Source organism: Pseudomonas sp. MD330_10 (assembly GCF_042610415.1).
GTDB lineage: Bacteria > Pseudomonadota > Gammaproteobacteria > Pseudomonadales > Pseudomonadaceae > Aquipseudomonas > Aquipseudomonas rhodesiae.
This window is the reverse complement of sequence record NZ_JBHGZU010000007.1, coordinates 295,626-316,228: the sequence shown is the minus strand read 5'-3', so window position 1 is coordinate 316,228 and position 20,603 is coordinate 295,626. Positions and strand designations below refer to the sequence as shown.

General features: G+C 65.0%; 8 protein-coding genes. 3 read left to right on the top strand and 5 right to left on the bottom strand.

The window, feature by feature from the left end; translation table 11 throughout:
- Nucleotides 1-175: 175 nt before the first annotated feature.
- The 3 genes from ACFZPT_RS14385 to ACFZPT_RS14375 all read right to left on the bottom strand — a co-directional run bounded on the left by ACFZPT_RS14385 (nucleotide 176) and on the right by ACFZPT_RS14375 (nucleotide 3,067).
- The gene (locus ACFZPT_RS14385; protein WP_034114696.1) at nucleotides 176-943 is read right to left on the bottom strand and encodes an N-acetylmuramoyl-L-alanine amidase; all 768 of its coding nucleotides are present in this window, start codon (nucleotides 941-943) and stop codon (nucleotides 176-178) included.
- A gap of 124 nt (nucleotides 944-1,067) precedes the next feature.
- The gene (locus tag ACFZPT_RS14380; RefSeq protein ID WP_034114698.1) at nucleotides 1,068-2,390 is read right to left on the bottom strand and encodes an ATP-binding protein; all 1,323 of its coding nucleotides are present in this window, start codon (nucleotides 2,388-2,390) and stop codon (nucleotides 1,068-1,070) included.
- A complete protein-coding gene (locus ACFZPT_RS14375; protein WP_034099412.1) occupies nucleotides 2,387-3,067 on the bottom strand; it encodes a response regulator in 681 nt (226 codons plus the stop codon). The genes ACFZPT_RS14380 and ACFZPT_RS14375 overlap by 4 nt, the downstream gene beginning before the upstream one ends.
- A gap of 177 nt (nucleotides 3,068-3,244) precedes the next feature.
- Here ACFZPT_RS14375 and dsbD point away from each other — a divergent pair, with 177 nt between their 5' ends.
- The 3 genes from dsbD to dsbG are packed head-to-tail and all read left to right on the top strand — an operon-like array spanning nucleotide 3,245 to nucleotide 6,560.
- Nucleotides 3,245-4,972, top strand: a complete 1,728-nt coding sequence (dsbD, locus tag ACFZPT_RS14370; protein ID WP_034114700.1) for a protein-disulfide reductase DsbD — start codon at nucleotides 3,245-3,247, stop codon at nucleotides 4,970-4,972.
- Nucleotides 4,972-5,823: a TlpA disulfide reductase family protein gene (locus ACFZPT_RS14365; protein ID WP_034099416.1), complete on the top strand. Its 852-nt coding sequence runs from the start codon at nucleotides 4,972-4,974 to the stop codon at nucleotides 5,821-5,823. The genes dsbD and ACFZPT_RS14365 overlap by 1 nt, the downstream gene beginning before the upstream one ends.
- A complete protein-coding gene (gene dsbG, locus ACFZPT_RS14360) occupies nucleotides 5,799-6,560 on the top strand; it encodes a thiol:disulfide interchange protein DsbG (RefSeq protein ID WP_034099418.1) in 762 nt (253 codons plus the stop codon). The genes ACFZPT_RS14365 and dsbG overlap by 25 nt, the downstream gene beginning before the upstream one ends.
- A 61-nt stretch (nucleotides 6,561-6,621) precedes the next feature.
- On the opposite strand, the gene ACFZPT_RS14355 is transcribed toward dsbG, so the two are convergent.
- Together ACFZPT_RS14355 and ACFZPT_RS14350 are read right to left on the bottom strand one after the other, a co-directional pair.
- Nucleotides 6,622-19,518, bottom strand: coding sequence for a non-ribosomal peptide synthetase (locus ACFZPT_RS14355; RefSeq protein ID WP_034114702.1), 12,897 nt, complete (start codon nucleotides 19,516-19,518; stop codon nucleotides 6,622-6,624).
- A gap of 52 nt (nucleotides 19,519-19,570) precedes the next feature.
- Complete coding sequence (locus ACFZPT_RS14350) at nucleotides 19,571-20,323, bottom strand: thioesterase II family protein (protein WP_034114704.1); 753 nt, start codon at nucleotides 20,321-20,323, stop codon at nucleotides 19,571-19,573.
- Between the last annotated feature and the right edge of the window lie 280 nt (nucleotides 20,324-20,603).

Sequence of the window (20,603 nt, the reverse complement as noted above, 5' to 3'; positions counted from 1 at the left end):
CATTGGGATGACCTTTGTTTTCGAAATGGAGCAATGGGTCGGTTAAAGTGAAAGCGGTCAAAACTGTGGGAGGGGGCTTGCCCCCGATGGCCATAGGTATCTATGAACCTTCGGCGAAAACATAACCTGAGAAAATGAGGTTCTTGTGATGACCAGGCTTGCCCTGCGCCGGGCTTCAGAGCCCGCGGTATTTTTCATTCAAGGCATACAGAATCGCGCAGGTCTCGGCATCCAGCACGCCACGGTAGTCCCGTGGCCGAAAGTGCATCTGAAAGGCCCGTGTCCGCGATTCGAACGCCTGGCGGTTCTGCGCCGGCTTGTAGCCGTAGCGCTGGAACGCACGCTCCACCTCTACCTCAGGGGGTAAGCCGACGCAGAAGCGGCGTTGATACATGGCCCGGGTCGACTCGTCGAACCAGGCGCCCAGGCCCGCCTCGGACAAGCGCTGCCACGGCAGTCGCGGCCCTGGATCGCTTTTGCGCCAGTAGGCGACGTCGCTATGGCCGAGGATGTCCGTCGGTTCGATCTGCGGATAACGCCCCAGCACATCATGCAGCAGCGCAGTCAGCGCCTCGATCTGTGCTTCGGCAAACCCGGGAAAAACAAACACACCCGCCTCATCCCGCGCCAGGTTGACGATCTCGATGCCAATCGACCGTGCATTGAGGTTGTCGCGCCCACCCCATTGGCTGGCCCCGGCGTGCCAGGCGCACTGACGTTCGTCCACCAGGCGGAACACGCGCAGTTCCTCGTACCCGGCGGCGCGGTAGCCGGGGTCGTTGGGGTCGGGCAACAGGTAGTGGGCACTCACGGCAGCCTGGGTCAGGGTGCGCAGAGACGCGGCAAACGGCGCCGCGGTGTAATGCAGGATCACCTGCCGCACGGGCTCGCCGTTACGTTCGTTGCAGCCCGTGGCGGAAAAACTGGTGTCGATGACCAACATAAGAAGCATCCTTTTCAATTCAGGCCGAGTCTTTCGGCCCGTTCAAGCGCAAAAAAATTACCGCCATCCTGAAGCCTTCCACTTCAAGCGGGCGGTAACTATTTGGCACCGGAAAGAAAAGGGATCAGCGTCGCAGCGGCATGCCCAGCTCCACTCGCAGGCCATCGGGCTGGCTGTCGAAGTTCAGTGAGCAACCACAGCGCTGCACGATCGCCTGCACAATCGCCAGGCCCAGGCCACAGCCTTCGCTGCTGCCGTTGCGCCAGAAACGCTGGGTGAGGTATTGCAGGTCTTCGCTGGAGATCTGCTCGCCATGGTCACGCACGCGGAACACTACCTTGTCGGCGTCGTTGAACAGGCTCAGTTCCACGCGGGTGTGGGCTGGTGTGTGGCGCAGGGCGTTGTCCAGCAAGTTGCGCAGCGCGGCCACGGCCAGGCCCACCGGCATGTCCACCGGGGCGCCGCAGAGGTTGTCCGAGAGGATCAGATCAATGCGCCCGTTGTCGCCGGCGCTGGCGTCCTGAATTGCCAGGCGCGCGACCTCTTCGGCGCTGGACTGCAAACCATCGTCAAACGACAGGCTGCCTTCCACCCGCGCCAGCAACAGCAATTGTTCCAAGGTGCGGTGCAGGCGGTCGGCGCCCTCCTCGGCATGGGCCAGGGACTGGTCGCGCGCGGCGCCGTCGGTCATGCGCGCCACTTGCAGGTGGGTCTTGATCGCCGTCAGCGGGCTGCGCAGTTCATGGGCCGCATCGCCAGTGAGGCGGCGTTCGCGCTCGATGGTCTTGGCGATGCGCTGCAACAGTTGGTTCTGGGTGTCGAGCAGCGGCTTGAGTTCGCTGGGCAGGGGGTGGATTTGCAGCGGTTCGAGGGAATCGGCGCTGCGCCGCATCAGCGCATCACGCATGCGGTTAAGCGGCAGCAGGCTCTGGCCGATGCCCAGCCACAGCAGGCACAGGCAGCCCAGCATCGCCACGCCCACCGGCACCGACGCCGCCAGCAGGATCGACAGGTTCAACGCCTCGCGCTCCACCTGACGGTCAGCGGTGGTGATCAGCAGGTCGCCACGGGACAAGGTAAAGCTGCGCCAACCCACGCCGTCGATAACCTGATCGCGAAAGCCGCTTTTGCGCGACTCCAGCCCTTCATCCGGGGTGGTGTGGCTGCGCGCGAGAATTTCCCCGCGCAAGGAACTGACCTGGCAGGCCATGCCGCCCGGCACATTGAGTTGTTCGGCACTGAAATGCGCACCGCCGCTGACGCTGGCCAGGCCCGGCATCTGCTCGGTCAGCCCGGCCACCATGCGCGCCGACGCCACCAGGCGCTGGTCGAGGGAAAACATCATCTGGTTGCGCAGGTCATTGAGCATCCAGGCTGCCGCCAGGGCCCAGATCAACACGAACGCGGCGCCCAACTTGAAGGTCAGGCGCAGGCGCAGGCTCTTCACGACGCGTTCTCTCCCCCGTCCGCCGGCCCCAGGCGGTAGCCCAGGCCGCGCACGGTCTCGACGATGCCGTTGCCCAATTTGCGCCGCAGGTGGTGGATATGCACGTTGAGGGCGTTGCTTTCCAACTCGTCATTGAAGCCGTAGACGCTGTCCTTGAGCTGCTCGCTGGACAGCACACGACCCTTGTTGTGCAGCAACGCTTGCAGCAACGCCTGTTCCCGGCGCGACAGGTCTACCGGCTGACCGCCCAGGAAGGTTTCGCGGCTGCTGGGGTCGTAGGTCAGGCGGCCATGTTCGATCAGGTTGACGCTGCGCCCGGCCACCCGCCGCAGCAGGGTTTGCAGACGTGCGGCCAATTCGCGCAGGTCAAAGGGCTTGAGCAGGTAATCGTCGGCCCCGGCCTGCAGGCCGTCGACGCGGTTGGTCACCGAATCCCGCGCGGTGAGGATCAGCACCGGAATCTCCAGGCCCTGGCTGCGCTGTTGCTGCAACAGCTTAAGGCCGTCTTCGTCGGGCAGGCCGAGGTCGAGCACCATGATGTCGAAGGTCGCGGCCTTGAGCATCGCGCGCGCGGCCGCTGCCGTGGCCACGCGCTCGACCGTAAAGCCTTGGGCGGTGAGGCCGGCCACGATGCCGCTGGCGATCAGTTCGTCGTCTTCGCAGACCAATACGTGCATGGAGAACCCTTCGTCAAAGATGGGGGAGATTAAAGAACCAACCGATTAAGCGCGGATTATGCCGTGAAAAGATGCACCCTCAGATATTCCCTACACTTTAGAATAGCGCCCGGTTAATCATCGGTTAATCAACGCCACACATTGTGTGCCTCACTTGTATCGAACTAAGGCTTGACCATGCGGCTTCTGTTGACCTTTCTACTGGTGATGTTCGCCGGGTTCGCCCAGGCCGCGCCGGGTAACCCCTTCGACACCAAACCCGAGTTCCTCCCGGTGGGCAAGGCCTTCACCTTTACTTCCGAGCGCCTTGAAAGTGGCGAGACCCAGTTGTATTGGCAGATTGCCGACGGCTACTACCTGTACCAGCAACGCATGAAGTTCGACGGCCTCGCCGAAAAGCCCGTGCTGCCCCAGGGCGAAGCCCATAGCGATGAATTCTTCGGCGAGCAGCAGGTGTATCGCCAGGGCCTGGAAGTCAAGCTGCCGGCGGGCACCACCGGCCAGGTCAAGCTGGGCTGGCAGGGCTGCGCCGACGCCGGCCTGTGCTACCCGCCGCAATCGATCACCGTGGACCTGGGCGGCAACCCGGCGGTAGCCGCCACTGCGCAGGCGCAGGATCAAAGCCTGGCCAGCGGCCTGCAACAACGCAGCCTGGGTTGGAGCCTGCTGGTGTTCTTTGGCCTGGGCCTGCTGCTGGCGTTCGCACCCTGCTCGTTGCCGATGCTGCCGATTCTCGCCGGCCTGGTGGTCGGCAGCGGCGCCAGCCCGCGTCGCGGCTTTGCCCTGGCCGGCAGCTATGTGGTGTGCATGGCGCTGGTGTATGCCGCGCTGGGCGTGCTGGCCGCCCTGCTCGGCGCCAACCTCGCGGCGCTGCTGCAAACCCCCTGGATCCTCGGCAGTTTCGCGGCATTGTTCGTGATCCTGGCCCTGCCGATGTTCGGCTTCTTCGAGCTGCAACTGCCAGTGGCCCTGCGGGATCGTTTGGATAACGTCAGCCGCAACCAGAGCGGCGGTAGCCTGGTCGGCGCGGGCGTGCTCGGCGCATTGTCCGGCCTGCTGGTGGGGCCATGCATGACCGCGCCCCTGGCCGGCGCGCTGTTGTACATCGCCCAGAGCGGCAATGCGCTGCACGGTGGGTTGATCCTGTTCGCCATGGGCATCGGTATCGGCGTCCCGCTGTTGCTGTTGGTGACCGTGGGCAATCGCTTCCTGCCCAAGCCGGGCACCTGGATGAACGTGCTCAAGGGGGTATTCGGCTTCCTGTTCCTGGGCACTGCCGTGCTGATGATTCGCCCGGTGGTGGATGAAAGCCTGTGGCTCGCCCTGTGGGGCGCGCTGGCGATGGCCATGGCCTATTGCGGCTGGCGCCTGGCCCAGGATTTCGGGCGAGTGGCCATGCTGTTCGGCGCCGGTTCCGTGGTGCTGGGCCTGTGGGGCGCGCTGATGCTGGTGGGCGCCGCCGGTGGCAGCGACGAACCGTGGCAGCCGTTGAAGGTGTACAACGGCTCGAGTAGCGCAGCCGCGCCGACGGCCCACGACGCCTTCCTGACCCTCAACGACCCAGCCGCGCTGCAAAGCCAACTCGACAGTGCCAAGGCCCAGGGCCAATGGGTGCTGGTGGATTACTACGCCGACTGGTGCGTGTCGTGCAAGATCATGGAGAAACAGGTGTTCGGCCGCCCCGAAGTCCTCGCCGCCCTCAAAGATGTGCGCCTGTTGCGCCTGGACGTCACCGCCGACAACCCCGCCAGCCGCGAACTGCTGGGCCGCTACCAGGTGCCAGGGCCGCCGAGTTTCGTGTGGATCGGCCCGGACGGCCAGGAACGCCGCGCCCACCGCATTACCGGTGAAGTCGACGCGATGACCTTCCTGCAACGCTGGACCCAAGCCCGGGACGCCCTCTGATGCTGACCCTGACCATCGGCACCTTCGCCATCGCCCTGAATCACATCCTGCTGATCGGCGCGCTGATTCTCGCCACCCTGGTGGGTTGGCGCGTGGCCAAGCGTGGCGGTGAAAACCCGGAGTCGGTGCTGTTCAGCCTGTTTCTACTAGGCATGCTCACCGCGCGCATCAGCTTCGTGCTGATGTACTGGAGCTACTACCGCAACGACCCACTGCAAATGGTCGACCTGCGCGACGGCGGTTTCCTGGCTTGGCCGGGCGTGGTCGCACTGATCCTCGGCGCCCTGCTCTACGGCTGGCGCCGCCCGGCGCTGCGCAAGCCGCTGAGCGCCGGCGTCATCACCGGCCTGCTGTTCTGGAGCATGACCAGCCTCTCATTGAGCGTGTATGAAAAAGGCACGCGCCTGCCGGATATCACCTTGCGCAATGCCAATGGCGACGTAGTGCAACTGGTCGACTACCAGGGCGGGCCGCTGGTGATCAATCTGTGGGCCACCTGGTGCCCGCCGTGCCGGCGCGAAATGCCGGTGCTGGAAAGCGCCCAACGCATGCGCCCCGACGTGACCTTCCTGTTCGTCAACCAGGCCGAAAGCATGCAAAGCGTCAGTACCTTCCTAGCCACCCAGGGCCTGACCCTGGACAACGTCTTGTTCGACGCCAGTGGCCGCCTCGGCCAGGCCGTGGGCTCCATGGCCCTGCCGACCACGCTGTTCTATACACCCGACGGACGCTTGATCAACAGCCATTTGGGCGAGTTGTCCCAGGCCAGCCTGGCCCGTGCCATGGAGCCCTTCGACACCGTCCCCACCGCCACAAGGAAACCGACATGCCCCGCCTCCGCCACCTGCTGACCCTGCTGCCGCTGACGCTGGCGGCCTCCCTGGCCCAAGCCGAAGACTGGCCAGCGCCGATCAAGCAGATCGAAGCCAAGGGCGCCAAGATCATCGGCAAATTCGACGCCCCCAGCGGCCTCACCGGCTACGCCGCGCAATACCAGAACCGTGGCATGGCGCTGTATCTCACCGCCGATGGCAAACACGTAATCGCCGGCAGCCTCTACGACGCCCAGGGCAACGACCTGAGCAACGCGCCCTTGGAAAAACTGGTGTATGCGCCGATGGCCAAGGAAGTCTGGGCCAAGATGGAACACAGCAGCTGGATCCAGGACGGCGACGTTAAGGCACCGCGCATCGTCTACCTGTTCAGCGACCCCAACTGCCCTTACTGCAACATGTTCTGGGAACAGGCGCGACCCTGGGTGAAGGCCGGCAAGGTGCAACTGCGCCACATCATGGTCGGCATCATCCGCGAAGACAGCCCCGGCAAATCCGCCGCGCTGTTCGCCGCCAAGGACCCGCAAAAAGCCCTGGAAGAACACGAAGCCGCCGGCAAAGGCAGCAAGTTGCAGGCGCTGGCCAAGATCCCGGCGGATATCGAAGCCAAGCTCGATGCCAATATGAAGTTGATGGACGAGCTGGAACTGTCGGCTACACCGGCGATTTTCTATCTGGATGACAAGGGCGGGTTGCAGCAACAGCAAGGTGCGCCGTCGCCGGATAAGTTGGTGAAGATACTTGGGCCAAAATAAACGCTGGCTGGACTGACGTTATCGGGGGCAAGCCCCGATAACGCCCTCACAGACAGCGAAATCAAAGCCCTTCCAACTCCGCCATCAAATCACTCAACCGATCCACCTTCTCCACGCTGATCTCACTGCCCGCCAGCCCGTCGATGTACTCGGCCAGTTCCGCCACGCTGCTGCACTCGAACATCGCGCGCAGCGGTACGTCCCGTTGCAGGGTTTTCTGCACACGCGAGGCAATCTGTGTGGCCAGCAGCGAATGCCCGCCCAGCTCGAAGAAGTTGTCCTGCACACCGACCCGCTCGACTTTGAGCACTTCGGCCCAGATGACGGCCAGGGTGGTTTCCAGTTCGTTGCGTGGCGCCAGGTAATCCTGGCGATGCAACTGGCCGATTTCCAGGACCGGTAGAGCGTTGCGGTCGAGTTTGCCGTTGGCGTTGAGCGGCAGGCGTTCAAGCCATAGCCAATGCAGCGGCACCATGTACTCCGGCAGTTCGGCGCGCAGGCGCTGTTTGATACGGTCCAGACGTTCGCTGGGGTCGAGCGCGCCATCGGCCGCCACCAGGTAGCCCACCAAGTGTTTGCCGTTGACGCCGTCCTGCACGCCGACGGCGGCATCGCGCAGGTCGGCTTGTTCGTGCAGACGCGCTTCGATTTCCCCCAGCTCGATCCGGTAGCCGCGAATCTTCACCTGATGGTCGATCCGACCGACATATTCCAACACCCCATCGCTGCGCCGCCGCGCCAGGTCGCCGGTGCGGTACAGGCGTTCGCCCGGCGCGCCGAACGGGTCGGGCACAAAGACCGGCGCAGTACGCAACGGGTCGCCAACATAGCCGCGCCCGACTCCGGTGCCCGCCACGCACAACTCGCCGACAGCGCCTTGGGGCACCAACTCCAATGCGCCATCGAGCAGGTACAGGCGGTTGTTGTCGGTGGGTGTGCCAATCGGCAGATAAGTGCCACGGGTCGAGGCCAGGTCGACTCGGAAGAACGCCACGTCATCGGAACATTCCGCCGGACCGTACGCATTCACCAGGCCGATCTCGGGGTAGCGTTGCAGCCACTGGTGCGCCAGTTCAGGCGGCATCGCCTCGCCGGTCGGCAGCATCCAGCGCAGGCCGTCCAGGTGCAGGCGCTCCTGGGCGAGCATGCCCTGAATCAACGACGGCACGCTCTCCAGCACGCTGATGCCCTGGGCCTGCACATGGGCCAGCAAACCTTGCGGGTCGTGGGCGATGCTGTTCGGCACGATGTCCACCCGCGCGCCAAACAACGGCGCGGCGAGGAATTGCCACACGGAAATATCGAAACTCTGGGAGGCGGTTTGCGCGATCACATCCGCTGCGGTCAGGTCCAGGTACGGCACTTTGCTCAACTGGTTATTGAGCATGCCGCGCTGTTGCACCATCACGCCTTTGGGCAGGCCGGTGGAGCCGGAGGTGTAGATCATATAGGCGAGGTTGTCGGGGCCACTGTAGACACCCGGGTTCTCACCACGGGCCGGCACTTCGTCCCATACCAGCAACTGGCAGTCGATACCGTCCAACAACGCGATGGCCTGTTCGCGACACGCCTCGCTGCACACCAGCAGCGGCGTACGGCTCAGCTCGATAAGGCGGCGCAGACGCTGGCTCGGCAAGCCCGGGTCCAGCGGCAAGTAGCCGGCCCCGGCCTTGAAGCTGCCGATTATCATGCCCAGCAACTCCAAGTCGCGTTCGGCCAGCAACGCCACCGGTTGATCCAGGCCGACACCCGCCGCGATGAGTGCGTGCCCCAGGCCATTGCTGCGGCGATTCAGTTCCTCGTAGCTCCAGTGCCGATCCAGGCAACTGGCGGCGATACGCTGTGGATGCGCGGCTACCTGGGCTTCGAACAGCTCCACATAGCTGCGCTCCAGTGGGTAGGCGTGTTCGCTCTGGTTGCAGCCGTGCACCAGGAAATCGCGCTCCTGTTCGCCCATCAGCGGCAAGTCGGCCATGTCGCCATGGAAGCCCTGCACCAGCGCCAGCAGCAGGCGTTTGAACTCGGCAAGTAAACCTTGCACGGTGCTTTCGTCGAAATAGCGTTGGTCGTAGGACAGGTGCAAGCCCAGGTCATCGCCCGGATAGCACACGGCCGTCAGCGGGAAATTGGTGTGGGTGCGCCCGGAATCCGAGGTGGCGTTCAGACTATGGGCGCGGTCCAGTACCGTGGTGTCCACCGGGGCGTTTTCGAACACGAACAGGCTGTCGAACAACGGCTGGCCCTTGGGCAGTTCGCTGTGTTCCTGGATAGTCACCAGCGGCAGGTATTCGTACTCGCGCAATTGCATATTGCTGTCGAGCAGGCCGTTCAACCACTGCCGCACGCTGCAGGGCTGGCCGTCCTCGGGCAGTTGCACCCGCAGGGCGATGCTGTTGATAAACAGACCGACCGTGTGTTGCATCTCGGGCATGTCCACCGGACGACCGGCCACGGTCACGCCAAACACCACGTCACGGTCTCCGCTCACCCGACGCAGCACCAGCGCCCAGGCCGCCTGGGCGAAAGTGTTGACGGTCAGTTGATGGGCCTGGACCAATTCACGCAGCTGTGCGCCGTCGTGCGCATCGAGGCGGGTGTAGCAGTCGCCCACCACCATGCCGCCGCTGTGGCCGGCGTGTTCGCGCAGGAATGGGCGGTCGCTGGGGATCGGCGTGGTGCGTTCGAAGCCTTTCAGGTTCTGTTGCCACCACTGGCGCGCTTCGCTCAGGTTGCGGCGTTGCAGCCAGGCGATGTAGTCGCGATAGCGCGGCGGCGTGGCCAGCTGCGCGTCGCGGCCTTCACCCAGCGCCAGGTAGATTTCGAAGAAGTCGTTCATCAGCAACGAACGGCACCAGGCATCGATCAGGATGTGGTGGTTGCTCATCATGAACCAGTAGCGCGCCTCGCCCACGCGAATCAGCCGCAGGTGGAACGGAGCCTGGTTGAGCAGATCGAAACCGGCCTCGCGCTCGGCCTTGAGCAGCGCTTGCAGGCGCGGCTCATGCTCGGCCTCCGGCGCGTGACGCCAGTCCAGGTACTCGATGGGGGTGCTACCCGGTGCGTGGATCACTTGCAGCATGTCTTCGCCGACGTTCCAGCAGAACGACGCGCGCAAGGCTTCGTGACGGGCGATCACCGCTTGCCAGGCCTGGGCGAAACGCTCGGGGTCCAGCTCGCTATTGATGCGGTAGCGATCCTGCATGTAGTACAGGCCAGTGCCCGGTTCCAACAAGGTGTGCAGCAGCAAACCTTCCTGCATCGGGGTCAGCGGGTAGACATCTTCGATCACATGGGCGGGCACCGGCAGGCTGTCCAGTTGTGCCTGAGTCAGACGCGCCAGAGGGAAGTCCGACGGAGTCAGGCCACCGGCCTGGTCGCTGAGGCAGTGTTCGATCAGGCTGTGCAACTCGGCCACGTAAGCCTCGGCCAGTGCGTCGATGGTGCGCGCATCATAGCGTTCGCGGCTGAAGGTCCAGCGCAGCAGCAATTCACCGCCGTAGACCTGGCTGTCCACGCTCAAAGCATTGGGCAGCGGCGCGTCCGGGTCATGGGCCTGGCCGGCCGGCTCATCCAGCGGATGGAACAGCGCATCGGCGCCGAAGCTCTGGTCGAACTGGCCAAGGTAATTGAAGGTGATTTCGGCGCTCGGCAGCGCCGCTATCTGCCGCTTGCAACCGGCGTCCGCCAGGTAGCGCAGCACGCCATAGCCCAGGCCCTTGTGGGGCACCGCGCGCAGCTGTTCCTTGATCGCCTTGATCGAATCGCCCTGCCCGTCTTGGGGCGTGAGGCGCAGCGGGTACGCGCTGGTGAACCAGCCGACGCTGCGGGTCAGGTCGATATCGTCGAACAGCGGTTCGCGGCCGTGGCCTTCCAATTGGATCAACGCCGAGGCGTGGCCGCTCCAGCGGCACAGTACGCGGGCCAGGGCGGTCAGCAGCAGGTCATTGACCTGGGTGCGGTATGCGCTGGGCGCCTGTTGCAGCAACTGGCGGGTGCGCTCGGCGTCCAGGCGCAAGCTGACGCTGTCGGCATCGCGATTGCGCAGCGCGCCATGGGCACGGTCCACCGGCAACGCCACGTCAGGCCCGGCCAACTGCGCTTGCCATACGGCCAGTTCTTCGCGCAGGGATTCGCTGCCGGCATACGCCTGCAGGCGCGCGGCCCAGTCACGCAGCGCGCTGGTCTTGGCCGGCAGGCTGACCGACTGGCCGGCGCTCAACTGGCGGTACACCGTTTGCAAATCTTCGAGCAGCACACGCCACGACACGCCGTCCACCACCAGGTGATGGATCGCGATCAGCAGGCGTTGCTGGCCCTCGGGCCCGTCCACCAGCAGCGCGAGCAGCAGCGGGCCGTGTTGCAGGTCGAGGCTGCGCTGGGTGTCGTTGAACAGCGCGGTGCACTGCGCCATGTCGCGTACCTGGGCCTGCATCAGCACACCGCCATGGGGTACGGCCAGGTGTTCGGCGTGCCACTGGGCGTCGCGCCGGGTAAAACTCAGGCGCAGCGCATCGTGGTGCTCCAGCACCGCCAGCAGCGCTTGCTCCAGACGGTGCGGGTCGAGCAGTTGCAGCGGCTTGAGCAGCAGCGCCTGGTTCCAGTGCTGACGGTTGGGCATCGGCGTTTCGAAGAACCACCGTTGGATCGGCGTCAGCCCCGAACGACCGGTGAGCACGCCTTGCTCGGCGCGGATGTGCTCGGTGCGCGTGGCCACGGCGGCCAAGGCCCTCACGGTCTGGTGCTGGAACAGGTCACGCGGGCTGAAATGAATCCCGGCCTGGCGTGCGCGGCTCACCACTTGGATCGACAGGATCGAATCGCCGCCCAGTTCAAAGAAGTTATCGTCCAGGCCCACTTGCTGCACATTCAACACGGCGCACCAGATCGCGGCCAGGCTGCTTTCAAGGGCGTTGCTTGGCGCCACGTAATGTTGGCGGTTGGCCTCCGGGTCGGGTTGCGGTAACGCACGGCGGTCGAGCTTGCCGTTGGCAGTCAGCGGCATGCTGTCGAGCACGATCAGATGCGCGGGCACCATGTAGTCCGGCAGTTGCGCCTTCAGGTGGGCTTTGAGGGCCTCGCGCAGGGGGCCGTGCTCGGCGTCGCTGACCAGGTACGCCACCAGTTGTTTGCCGCTCGGCGCATCCAGCGCCAGCACCACCGCTTCGCGCACCTGGCTGTGTTCCAACAGACGGGTTTCGATTTCCCCCAGCTCGATGCGGAAACCGCGAATCTTCACCTGATGGTCGATTCGCCCCAGGTACTCCACCAGGCCATCGGCGCGCTGGCGCACCAGGTCACCGGTGCGGTACAGACGCCCGCCATCGGCGGCAAACGGGTCGGCCACAAAGCGCTCGGCGGTCATGCCCGGACGTTGATGGTAACCCTGGGCCAGACCGGCCCCGCCAATGTACAACTCGCCGCTCGCGCCCTGGGGCACCAGGGCCAGATCGGCATCCAGAATGTACGCCACGCGCTCACCGACAATGCTGCCGATCGGCACGCTGCCAGCGCCCTCCTCCCACTGCGGCGGCGCCAGGCTGGCCAGGGGCATCACCACGGTTTCGGTGGGGCCATAGGCGTTGAAAAACAGCGCGGGCTGGAACGCCCCACGGATGCGCTGCAAGTGTTCGCCGGTCAGGGCTTCGCCGCCGGTGATGCACATGCGCACCGGCAATGTCTGCCGCTGGGTCGCCAGCCATTGCGCCAACTGGCTGCCGTAGCTCGGGGTAAAGCCCAGCACCGTCACGCCATGGTTGCGTATCAACCCACAGATCTGCTCGGCATCCCATTGCCCCTCAGCCCGCAGCACTACGTGTGCGCCGCTGAGCAACGGCACCAGCAAACGCTCGGTGGCGGCGTCGAAGTTGATCGAATAGAAGTGCAATTCGCAATCGTCGGCGCGCATGCCGAAACGCTCGATCACCGCCTGGCAGTGCATGGCGATTTCACCGTGGGACACCACCACGCCTTTGGGCTTGCCGGTGGAGCCGGAGGTGTAGATCAGATAAGCCTGATGCTGCGCCAGGTTGATGCACGGCGGCGCCTCGGCCGGGTAATGGCCCAGCACCGGCAGGTCATCTTCCAGGCACCAGCAGGCTACCGTGGCCGGCAGTTCGCCGAGGGCTTCGAACATCGCCGCATCGCTGAGCAGCAGGCCGATGCCGCTGTCGTCGATCATGTAGTGCAGGCGATCGAGGGGGTATTCCGGGTCCAGCGGCACATAGGCGCCGCCGGCCTTGAGGATCGCCAGCAAGCCAACCACCATCTCCAAGGACCGGGGCAATGCCAGGCCGACCCGCACTTGGGGGCCCACGCCACGCTCGCGCAGCATCCAGGCCAGGCGGTTGGCGCGCGCTTCCAGCTCGCGGTAGCTGAGGGTTTCACCGGCAAAGGTCAGCGCCGGGGCGTCGCCACGTTGTCGTGCCTGTTGGCTGAACAGCGGATGCAGGCATTGATCCAGGCGATGCACACCGGGCTCGGCGCCCAGGCTGCGCTGCAAGTGGCGTTGTTCAGCGGCGCTCAGCAACGGCAATTCACTCAAGCGCTGGTGCGGGTCGGCGATCAGTGCTTCGAGCAGGTTGCGCCAATGCTCGGCCATGCGCGCGATGCGCGGTTCGTCGAACAGGTCGGTGCTGTAGGTCAGGCAGCAACCCAGGCGATGGTCGAGGTCGGTGACTTCCAGGTTGAGGTCGAACTTGGTGGCGCGCGCATCGTTGGCCAGGTACTCGACGGTCATGCCGGCCAGTTGGCGGCGCTGTTGGAATTCCCAACGCTGCACGTTGCACATCACCTGGAACAGCGGGTTGTACGCTGCACTGCGCGGCGGTTGCAAGGCTTCGACCAAGTGGTCGAACGGCAGGTCCTGATGGGACTGGCCTTCGATCACGGTGTGACGAACGTGCTCGAACAATTCGTGGACATTCATCTGCCCATCGAGCTGGCATCGCAGCACCTGGGTGTTGAGGAACGCGCCGATCAGCCCCTCGCTTTCCGGGCGGATGCGGTTGGCCACGGGGGCGCCGATGCGCAGGTCGGTCTGGCCGCTGTAGCGGTAGAGCAGCACCGCCAGGGTCGCGGTCATGGTCATGAACAGCGTCAAGCCGCGCTCTGCATTGAACGCCCGCACCCGCGCGGCCAGTTCGTCGCTGAGGTCGAAGCGATACAGCTCGCCCCGATGGCTTTGCACCGGCGGCCGCGGACGATCGGCGGGCAGTTCCAGCAAGGGGTGTTCGCTGCCCAGTTGCGCGGTCCAATAATCCAATTGGCGCTGGCGCTCGCCGCTCTCCAGCCATTGGCGTTGCCACACGCTGTAGTCCAAGTACTGCACCGGCAGCGGCGCCAGCGGCGACTCGCGCTCGTCGATAAACGCTTCGTACAGCGCACTGAGTTCACGGGCAAAAATGTCCATGGCCCAGCCTTCGGTGACGATGTGGTGCAAGGTCAGCACCAGGTAATGCTCCTGCTCGCCGGCCTTGACCAGGCACGCACGCAGCAACGGCCCGGTTTCCAGGTTGAACGGTGTATGGGCTTCGTGATCGGCCAACTGCTGCAGGCGTTGCTGGCGCTCGGCAGCACCGAGGGCGGACAGGTCCTGCCAGTCCATGCGCACGCCGGTCTGCGCCGCGACGTGCTGGCAGGCCACGCCGTCGACGCTGGGGAACGTGGTGCGCAGGGTTTCGTGACGCATGATCAAGGCCTGCAACGCGGCTTCGAAACGTCCCACATCCAGCACCCCGCGCAAGCGCGCCATGCCGCCGACGTTGTAGGCCGGGCTGTCCGGTTCCATCTGCCAGAGAAACCACATGCGCTGCTGGGAATAGGACAGCGGCACCGGCTGGCGACGGTCGACCCTGGCGATGGCGGTGTGCTGATTGCGCTGACCGGCCGCCTGGATCAGCGCGACCTGTGTGGCAAATGCTTCAAGCTCGCTGGCGTCGAACAGGGTACGCAACGGCAGCTCGACATCGCAGGCCTGGCGGGTGCGGGAAACGATCTGGGTGGCCAGCAGGGAGTGGCCGCCGAGGGCGAAGAAATCATCGCGCAGGCCCACCTGCGTCACCCCGAGCACCTCGCGCCAGATCGCGGCGATCTGCTGCTGCAACGGCGTCGCGGGCTCCACATGTTCGCGGGTGTGCCACAACGGCTCAGGCAACGCGCGACGGTCGAGTTTGCCGCTGGGGCTCAGGGGCATGGCATCCAGGTGCATCACCTGCGCGGGCACCATGTACTCCGGCAACTCGGCGGCCAGGGCAGCTTTGACGTCACGTTCATCCAATGGGGTGTGCGCGGTGTAGTAACCGATCAATTGCCCGTCGCGCACCAACACCACGGCCTGGGCGACGCCGTCCAGGGCCAGCAGGCGCGCTTCGATTTCTTCCGGTTCCACGCGGAACCCGCGCAGCTTGACCTGCTGGTCGAGGCGACCGAGGTATTCGAGCACACCGTCGCGGCTCCAACGCACACGGTCGCCGGTGCGATACAGGCGCGTGCCGGCTTCGCCCAGCGGGTCGGCAACGAAGCGTTCGGCGGTCAGCCCGGCACGCCTCAGGTAACCGCGCGCCAGGCCGATGCCGGCGATGCACAGCTCACCCGGCACTCCGGCCGGCAGTGGGTTGAGGTGCTCGTCGAGCACGCGGCAGATCACATTACCCAGCGGCCGACCAATCGGCGAGCGCTCGCCGTCCTCGGCCTGGCAGTGCCAATGGGTGACGTTGATCGCGGTTTCGGTCGGCCCATAGCGGTTATGCAACTGCACCGCCGGCAACTGCGCCAACACGCGATTACGCAGCTCGGCGGGCAAGGCTTCGCCACCGGAAAACAGGCGGCGCAGGCTGGTGCATTCGGCGGCCAGCGGCTCGTCGATAAACAGCTGCAACAGCGGCGGCACAAAGTGCAGCGTGGTCACGCCGTAGGTCTGCACCAACTGTGCGATGCGATGTGGGTCGCGGTGTTCGCCGGGCCCGGCCAGTACCAGGCGGCAGCCGCTGAACAACGGCCAGAAGCACTCCCATACCGACACGTCAAAACTGATCGGCGCCTTCTGCATCAGCACATCGCTGGCGTCGAGCCGATAGGTGGCCTGCATCCATTGCAAGCGCTCGGCCAGAGCCCCGTGGGTGTTGCCCACGCCTTTGGGCTGGCCGGTGGAGCCGGAGGTGTAGATCACGTAAGCGAGGTTGTCGCTGTGCAGGTGCAGGCCCGGCGACTGGGTCGGCCAACTGTCCAGGTGCAAGCTGTCCATCGCGATCACGCACACGCCCTCGGCGCTCGGCACGCGATCGAGCAGTGCGGTCTGGGTCAGCAGCAGGTGCACGCCGCTGTCCTTGAGCATGTAGGCCAGGCGCTCGGCCGGGTAGTCCGGGTCCAGTGGCACGTAGGCGCCGCCGGCCTTGATGATCGCCAGCAGACCGATCAGCAACTGCGGCGAACGCTCGGCGGCGATGGCCACGCACACGTCCGGGCCGACGCCTTTGTCGCGCAGGTAATGGGCCAGGCGATTGGCCTGGGTATGCAGTTGGGCGAAGCTCAGGCTGCCGCCGTCCCACACCAGCGCGGTGGCGTCCGAGGTGTGCTGGTTGAGGGCTTCGGGCAGCCATTGTTGCGCCGGTGCGCAGGGCGCGGCGTTCCATGCCTGCTGTTCATCGTGCGGCAGCAGCGCAAGGTCGCCGAGGGCCATGTGCGGCTGTTCGCACACGCCGTGCAGCAGGTGGATAAAGTGTTCGGCCAGACCCTGGATAGTCGCCGCCTCGAACAGTTCGTCGGCGTAGTCGAACGACAGACTCAGACGCCCGTTGCGGTCCTCTTCACTGTGCAGTTGCAGGTCGAACTTGGCCTCGCGGCTGTGCCATGGCAACTCGTCGGCAAGCATGCCCGGCAGGCGGCGCAGCGCGCTCAAGTCCCGCTGCTGATGGTTGAACATCACCTGGAACAACCCCTGTTCGCGAGCCTGGGGGAAGGCTTCCAGCAGTTGTTCGAACGGCAGGTCCTGATGGGCCTGGGCGCCCAACACGGATTGGCGGGTAGCGGCCAGCAACTCATTGAACGGCAGGCGCCCATCCAGCTCGGCGCGTAGCACCAAGGTGTTGATAAAGAAGCCCACCAGGCCCTGGGTTTCCTGGCGCGGGCGGTTGGCGCTGGGCACGCCGATACGAATATCGCGCTGGCCGCTATAGCGGTAGAGCAAGGTCTGGAACGCCGCGAGCAGCAACATGAACGGCGTGGATTCATGGGTCTGGGCAGTCTGGCGAAGCGCTTCGCTGAGGCTCGCGCTCAAGCGCACGCTATGCCGCGATGCGCTGCGGCGGTGCTGGGCCGCACGTGGGTGATCGGTCGCAAGGCTCAGCACCGGGTGCTCATCGCCCAGTTGCGCCTTCCAGTACGCCAGTTGACGCGAGCCCTCACCGTCGGCCAGCCATTGGCGCTGCCAACTGCCGTAGTCGGCGTAGCTTACGGTCAAAGCTGGCAGCGTCAGGGTTTGGCCCTGAACAGCGGCCGAATACAGGCGCGCGAACTCGTCGAGCAGGATCGACAACGACCAGCCATCGGCGATGATGTGGTGCAGCGTCACCAGCAACTGGTGGTCTTCGTCGTCCAGGCGCACCAGGGTTACCCACAGCAGCGGACCTTTCTCCAGATCGAACACGGTGCGCGCTTCGTCCTCGCGAATCTGCTGCGCGCGGGCTTCACGCTCGGCGGCGGGTAAATCGCTGAGGTCGATCAGTTGCAAGTCGAACGTGACTGCGGCGTCGATGCGCTGATAGGCCTGGCCGTCGCGCTCGTAAAAGCGCGTACGCAGGGCGTCGTGGCGCTGGATCAACTGCGCGAAGCTGGCGCGCACCGCGTCTTCATCCAGTTCGCCGCGCAGGCGCAGGGCGCCGGGGATGGTGTACGCGCTGCTCTGGGGGTCGAGTTGCCAGGTGATCCACAGGCGATTCTGCGCCAGGGACTGAGGCCGTTCGTCGTGAGCAGACAAGGCGCGGATGGCCCCTTGAGCCACACCGCCGTCCTGTTGCAGGTGCGCGACCTGTGCGGCAAAACCCTGCAGGGTCGGTGCCTCGAACAACAGGCGCAGGTCCAGCTCCAGGCCCAGGCTTTCACGCAGGCGCGCAATCACCTGGGTGGCGCTGATGGAGTTACCACCGAGCAAGAAGAAGTGGTCGTCGGCTGCCACGCTCGCGACCTGCAGTTGCTCGCACCAGATCGCGGCGATCTGGCGCTGCAGTTCGGATTCCAAGCTCGCCTCAACGGCCAACACCTGCCGATCAGGGAATTGCGCGTAACAATCGAGACTGCCATCGGCATGGCGCAGTGCGCAGGCGGCGCGCTGCACCTTGCCGCTGGAAGTCTTGGGCAACCCGCCGGGGTTGAGCAGCACCACCACACACGGGGCTTCTTGATAGGCCTCGGCCACCGCTTGACGAATCGCTTTGATCAACGCTTCGGGCGGCAGGATTTTCTGCACGCTGCGGCTGATTTCGGCGGCGATGCCGATACCTTCCAGGCCCTGATCACTGACGGCGAACGCCGCCACCCGGCCCTTGCGCACCACTTCCACTTCGCGCTCGATGGTCTGCTCGATGTCCTGGGGATAGAGGTTGTGGCCGCGCACGATCAACAGGTCCTTGAGGCGGCCGGTGATGTACACCTCGCCGTCGCGCCGAAAGCCCAGGTCACCGGTGCGCAACCAGGTGCGCCCGGCGTGCGGCACAAAGGTCTTGGCGGTGGCTTCGGGGTTACGCCAGTAGCCGTGGGCGATGCTCGGCCCGCTGGCCCAGAGTTCGCCGACGTGGTTGTCAGCCAGTTCGCTCAGGCTGTGGGGGTCGACGATCAACACCGCGTGGTCCGGCTGCGCCGTGCCGCAGCTCATGATCGCACTGCCCTGCCCTGGCTCGGCGCGGTTGGCGGCCAGCGCCGCGTCGTCCACCCGCAGCGCCGGGATGCCCTGGCCACGACGGCCGCCGGCCACAAACAGCGTGGCTTCGGCCAGGCCGTAGGAGGCAAAAAAGTTGTTGGGGCTGAAGCCGCACACCGCAAATTTTTCGGCGAAGCGTTCCAGGGTATCGAGACGGATCGGTTCGGAACCGGAATAGGCCACGCGCCAGCGGCTCAGATCGAGACGCTCCAAGGCCGACTCGCTGACCCGCTCACTGCACAAGCGATAGGCAAAGTCCGGACCGCCGCTGATGGTGCCGCCGTATTCACTGATCGCTTCCAGCCAGCGCAACGGCCGACCGAGAAAGTACGCCGGCGACATCAACACACACGGCACGCCGCTGAAAATCGGTTGCAGCAGGCCGCCGATCAAGCCCATGTCGTGGTACAGCGGCAGCCAGCTGACGATCACGTCGTCCGGGTTGAGGTCGATGCCGAAACCACGGCGGATCAGCACTTCGTTGGCCACCAGGTTGCCGTGGCTGACTTGCACGCCTTTGGGCAACGCGGTGGAACCGGAGGTGTATTGCAGAAAGGCGATATCGTCGGCTTGCAGGTCGACCGCGACCCACTGCTCAACGAGCTGCGCGTCAAGGGTGTCGACGCTCAACACCGGCGGCGCGTTGTGCAGTTGCGCCAGGCCGTCGCTCAGACTGGCGATGGTCAGCAACAGGCGCGGCTCGGCGTCGCCGATGATCGACAGCAGGCGCTCCTGATGATGGCGACGCGTGGACTCCGGCGGATAGGCCGGCACCGCGATCACCCCGGCGTACAAGCAACCAAAGAACGCTGCGACGTAGTCCGGGCCGCTGGGGAACAACAACACCGCGCGGTCGCCCAAGCTCGCCTGCGCCTGCAACGCGGCTGCAATGGTGCGGGCGCGCTGGTCCAGTTCGCGGTAACTGAGGACCACGTTGTGCTCGGCCGACTCGGCGAGGAAGCGCAACGCCACCTGATCCGGGGTGTGCGCGGCGCGATGTTGAAGGGACTGGACCAGTGTGCGGGGAAGTTCGAAGGCGTCCATCATGGGGTTCCTGCCTGAAATCGGCTTACGGGGAAATCGGAAAAATGGGCTGCGCTCAGCCGGCGGCCAGTTGCCGCGTCGCGCCATTGCGCCAGCGCGTCAGGTGTTCCTCGGCATAACGCCGCAAACAGCGCAGCACCGCGCTTTCGTGCTGCACGATGAAGAAGTGGTGACCGTCGAACAGGTCTAGGGAAAAGCCGCTGGCGGCCTCCAATTGCCAGTCGAGCAATTGGTCGGCGCGCACGCTGTCCTGCTTGCCGCCGAACACATGGATCGGCATGCCCAGGGGCTGGCGCTCGCCATAGCTGAAACTGCCGCACAGCAGAAAATCGGCGCGCAGGATCGGCAGCATCAACTGCATCAATTCGGGGTTGACCAGGGCCTCCTCGGCGGTGCCCTGTAGTTCGCGCAGACGGGCGATCAGCTGTTCATCAGTCTTTTCAACCGCGTATTCACTGACGTCCCGACGGGCCGGCCCGGCAGTCCCGGATGCGAACAGCGCCAGCGGCGCCGGCAGATTGCGGGCGTTCAGCGCGTGGGCCAGTTCAAACGCCAGCAGACCACCCAGGCTGTGGCCGAACAAGGCGTAGGGGGTGTGCAGGTCGCGGCTGATTTCCTGCGCGAGCTGCGCCGCCAGGGCCTTGATGTCGCGCTGCAAGGGCTCGTCCATGCGCATGCCGCGACCGGGCAATTCCAGTGGGCAGACCTGTAGCCAGTCCGGCAACGCACGGCGCCAGCGCACATAGACCATGGCGCTGGCGCCGGAATAGGGCAGGCAATACAGGCGCAATCGGGTCGCTGCACTCATCCCTGGAGTGCTCCGATGTGAGACACGCTGTGTGCACGATAAAAACCCATCTCGTCCTCCTGCGGGTGCTGATCCTTGGCCGCTGCGGGAACGGACCTGTCACCCATGAGAACGGACGGCCCCGGCAAATAATTAGTCGCCGGGGCAGCGCGTGAGGCACTTCACATCAAAGCGAAGAGCATAAGATTAGTTCGTCTTCTCATTTGACAATCATTATCATTCATCCTAATTTGTTGCCCGATGTGTAGGAGGCCTTAGCAAGGAAGCCCTCCCCTAACCT